Source organism: Levilactobacillus paucivorans, from assembly GCF_001437125.1.
Taxonomy (GTDB): domain Bacteria; phylum Bacillota; class Bacilli; order Lactobacillales; family Lactobacillaceae; genus Levilactobacillus; species Levilactobacillus paucivorans.
Genome location: NZ_JQCA01000149.1, coordinates 1 through 3,909, shown reverse-complemented (window position 1 = coordinate 3,909; position 3,909 = coordinate 1). Strand labels below are relative to the sequence as shown.

Below are 3,909 nucleotides of genomic sequence, written 5' to 3'. Positions count from 1 at the left end.
TGGCCATGGGCCATTCTTTATTTAATTAGTGTTGCACTTAAAGTGTAAATTCAAGGTTTATAAAAAGTTGTCTTTTAAGTCACCCGTGGTCGATGGTTATTCTGACAACCGAAATATTTCTGATTCCGGTTTCATGGTTGCCAGACGTGGTCGTTGCGTTTGTCGGTGAGGGGAGTCCCGATAGTCAAATCAGCCCAAACGAATAGAAAGAACGAATACCTGAATTAGTGAAAATTGATAGATGCTGGTCAAAATATTTTTTGATTGCACTTAGTATAGGGGGAAACTATCGAATTAGCCGGTTTGGCGAAGGCAAATTTACTGCTTGGTAAAGGGACTTCCAGAACAAACAACAGATGATCTAGTTTCAATAACTAGGTAATTGCGTTATAATTACGATTATTATCAAAGAACGATACTAGGAGAAACGAGGTAACAGTCATGTCACAAGAAAAGATTGCCATTTTGGTAGACTCATGTTCTGATGTTCCAGCCGACGTCCTTGAAGCGGCGGACATGGCCTTAATGCCCATGAACGTGATTTTCCGCGACCGGGCTTACGAGGATCGGGTCACCATCACCCCCACGGAATTCTATCGGCGCCAGGCCAACGAGAAGGCCACCACGGCGAGTCCGACTGGCAAGCACATCATGGAGGCCTTAGAACGGATTCAAGAATCCGGGTACACCCACGTGATTGCCGTCTGCATCTCGGCGGCACTGTCCGGGACCTACCAGGAAACGCAACTGTTGGCGGCGGATACCGATCTGACGGTGCACGTCATCAATACCCGGAGTGTGGGGATTGGGAGTGGCTTTGCGGCCATCTATGCGGCCCAGCTCCGCGATGCCGGTAAGTCCTTCGATGAGATTGTGGCGGAGGTGGAGCGGGTGACCGCTCAGACCAAGGTCTTCTTCTACGTGCCATCCCTGAAATACCTGCAGGCGGGTGGCCGAATCGGTAAGGTCGCCGGCATGGCCGGGACTCTATTAAATGTGAAACCAATTATTTCGTGTGATGAAGAGGGAATTTACTATCCCATCGCCAAGGTTCGCGGGACCAAGCGAACGCTAGGTAAGCTGTTAGACCTGGTTAACGACGCCATTGGCACCGCCAAACGGGTCAATGTGGCCGTCTGTGACGGGGCCGACCCGGACCTGCGAGAACGCGTTTTAACGGCCTTAAAAGCCGCCCACCCAAACGTGTTGGACTGGTATGCCGGGGATGTATCACCCGCACTTGGCGTGCACACTGGACCTGGGCTGATTGGTGTTGGGGTTCAGGTGTTGGACTAATTCTGGCTGGAGATGGTGAAGGCCGCCTCCTGGCGCCCAGCTAGGGGGCTGGAACGCGGTGGGCACCTCCGGCTACACTGGTGGCGAAATCAACACGGGTTTTGCCGTATCCTGGTTGCGGAGGTTAATTGCCTAACTGGACGCATGAGGCTGGTCTCGGCGGTGAAATGGTGACAGATGAATAGTCCCGTAAACCCAAAATAGCTGTCGGTCACAGGTGCCTTTAGTTAGGCTAAATCCGGTGGTTAGGGGCCTAGGTAGCTGACAGGCCCTGTTAGGCAGTCTTGCCAGCCGATCCCTGATTTCTGCGCCCCCTCTCCGATGGCACAAAAAAAGCCACGATATCGAGCTATCGCGGCTTGAGGGGGGATACGAGCAGGTTTCTTAGAAACTTTGGGGGAGTGCTAATTGCTGCTCGTAAAAAAGAGTAATAAGAATTGATGCAACTCAGCTAGTAGCGTCGTTGCTACTAACTTGCTTGTAGTGTAACCCCTGGCAAGATTAGGCGCAATTGATTGGTTTCATAAATTTACTAATAACTGGGAAGGGGCGTAATTAAGCCTCTTTGCGGACCTAAATTAGCGAGTTACTGAAAAATGTTGGGGCACACCTATTAGCGTAATTTGCGTAGGGTATAACTGAATTTAACGCCCATATGATAAGGGTTGACGGCCGCCAGAGAATAATCGGCGGTCGTTTTATCTGGAAAAATAGTCCCCGACTTTGTCGAAAATAACCGTATAATGGACCTGTGGGATAGAAAGGACGGCACTTAGCGACACTTTCGGCGCTGTGAGGCATGACCTGCCGCTGGATTTTACCAGTGGGGGTTGACCGTTGTTCGGAAATAGGTTTCATTACAGTCTGGTCACAGGCGGTAGGCTGACAAGGCCGTGTCACCTGACTTGATGAACCATAGAATTGTTTGGCGGCTTGACTATTATTGGTGACTTTGTCCCTAGAAAAGGTGAAAATTTGGCTATTTGTCGCGATTAAAGTTACAATAATCACCTGTTAATTGTTTATAGATATTCGGCTAATTTGGAGGAGTTGACCCCAGTTAGCGATGGAGGTTGTGACATGACGTTACTCGCTGAGATTTGGGCGATCATTTGGCATCCACTGAGTGTGCTGGTGCCCCTAACCAATCAGTTAGGGACCGGCATCTACCCGGTACTGTTTTTCTTAATATTTTTAGAGTCGGGGATGTTGATCTTTTCCTTTATCCCCGGCCAATCGCTCCTGTTTATGGCGGGGTCGATTGCGGCCGCGCCAGAGTCGCGATTAAATATCTGGTGGCTGATCGTGATGTTTACGATGGCCGCTACCTTGGGGTCGGTCATTAAGTATCTGAGTACCGTTCACTGGGGGAAGCGGCAAGCCAAAATGATTGCGCGACTTCCCAATCAGAAAGTCGAACAGGCCACCGCGGCTTTTACCAACAATGAAGGTGAAACCCTGTTAATTGGGCGTTTCATCCCCTTCGTGGGTCTCTTCGTCCCCATCATGGCGGGGACGGCAGACATGGCCTGGCGGCAGTTTCGGATCTACAACCTCATTGGCAGTTTCTTATGGGTCTTTAGTTGTTGTGCGGTCGGTTACTTCTTCGGCAATACTCCGTTTATTCGTCAGAACTTCACCTGGTTGTTCCTGGTGCTGATGGTGGTTCCCGTCGTGGTCAGACGCGGCGTGACTGCTTGGCATCAGCGGGCTTAGGCATCCTTTAGGGGTGTCTTTTTTATTGAAAAAAAGGCAAAAAGAAAAGCCCCAAGCAACATGCGGATTGCTCGGGGCCATATTTAGGAATCTGTTAATAAATCACTTGTTTTGGGGGGAGTGCATCTATAGACAGTGATTCCTAACTTCTATCACAGTGCTTAAGGTCAGAACGTATCACGAACTAACTAGTGTTAATCATAATCACCGGCCAGTTTGTTAGCAAGCGAAATGTAACTCTTTTTAAAAAATGGCTAGATAATTAACTTTGCCGGGAATTTAGGGGCGAACCTGTCTCAATTTAGGTGAGGTTGATTAACGGCGACAAACAGTTACTAATTGCTGTTATCACGTGATAAGTGGCAAGGATAAGTTGCGATGAAAGCGGTTGAAAAAGCCCCGTTTTGACAAGGGGGTAGATCGATCATGGTATCGACGGCCGGTGTGGGGGCCAAACATGAAGCTTGCAATACAAATATTCATGTAATTATGGCTAAACCGCGTCATACCGGGGTTTATAGCTAAAAAGGATCAGACCAATCCTCAGATTATAAGCTAAATTTTATGTGTAAGTTGCACATAATGCCGTCATTTTTAAAGAAGTGTGAGGAAATAACAGTTATTTTAATGTTTTTCAAGACGAAGTCATTTATCTTTCGCTAACTTTCAAGTAGACTAGCGGTAGAATCGTTTTTCGTGTAGGAGGGTAAACATGAAAGTCATCATTGTTGGTAGTACACACGCTGGTACGAATGCAGCGTTACAAATTTTACAAGATCATCCAGAGACGGAAGTTACCATTTATGAACGGCATACGAATGTTTCTTTTCTGTCTTGTGGGATGAGAGCGTAAAATATCTTGTGTAAATGCATAAAAGATTTCTGAATTGTATAGAA

At 47.7% G+C, this 3,909-nt stretch carries 3 protein-coding genes; all 3 read left to right on the top strand.

The annotated features are described in order from the left end of the window. The first annotated feature begins 441 nt into the window (after positions 1-441). Positions 442-1,296: a DegV family protein gene (locus tag IV54_RS09785; protein WP_057879151.1), complete on the top strand. Its 855-nt coding sequence runs from the start codon at positions 442-444 to the stop codon at positions 1,294-1,296. Positions 1,297-2,376: 1,080 nt separating this feature from the next. Then, a complete protein-coding gene (locus IV54_RS09780; protein ID WP_057879150.1) occupies positions 2,377-3,012 on the top strand; it encodes a VTT domain-containing protein in 636 nt (211 codons plus the stop codon). 712 nt (positions 3,013-3,724) lie between these two features. Beyond that, a complete protein-coding gene (locus IV54_RS11800; RefSeq protein WP_157054399.1) occupies positions 3,725-3,865 on the top strand; it encodes a hypothetical protein in 141 nt (46 codons plus the stop codon). The last annotated feature ends 44 nt before the right edge of the window (positions 3,866-3,909 follow it).